Consider the following 268-nt stretch of genomic DNA (forward strand, 5'->3'; position numbering starts at 1 on the left):
GTCAAAAGCGCATTAGGTAAAGGGGCTGTGCTAGCGGGTTATAATAATATTGCCTTTGATAACACGTCCATTCGCCACCTATTTTATCGAAATAACATCAGTGTATTCGAGCACGAGCGCTTCGCCCTGAACTCTACACTTGATGTACTTCAACTAGTTCGCATGTGTTACACATATCGACCTGGCATTTTAAATTTCAAGCTAAAGGAAGATGGCATTAAGCCATGCATGAAGCTGGAATCAATGTGCTCTGCTAACGGCATTGAAT

General features: G+C 42.2%; 1 pseudogene. It reads left to right on the top strand.

Annotation, left to right across the window (positions count from 1 at the left end):
* Nucleotides 1–268, top strand: a pseudogene (locus AB4585_RS26065) (hypothetical protein); the annotation flags it as partial.

Source organism: Vibrio sp. 10N.222.49.C9, assembly GCF_041474985.1.
Lineage (GTDB): Bacteria > Pseudomonadota > Gammaproteobacteria > Enterobacterales > Vibrionaceae > Vibrio > Vibrio crassostreae_C.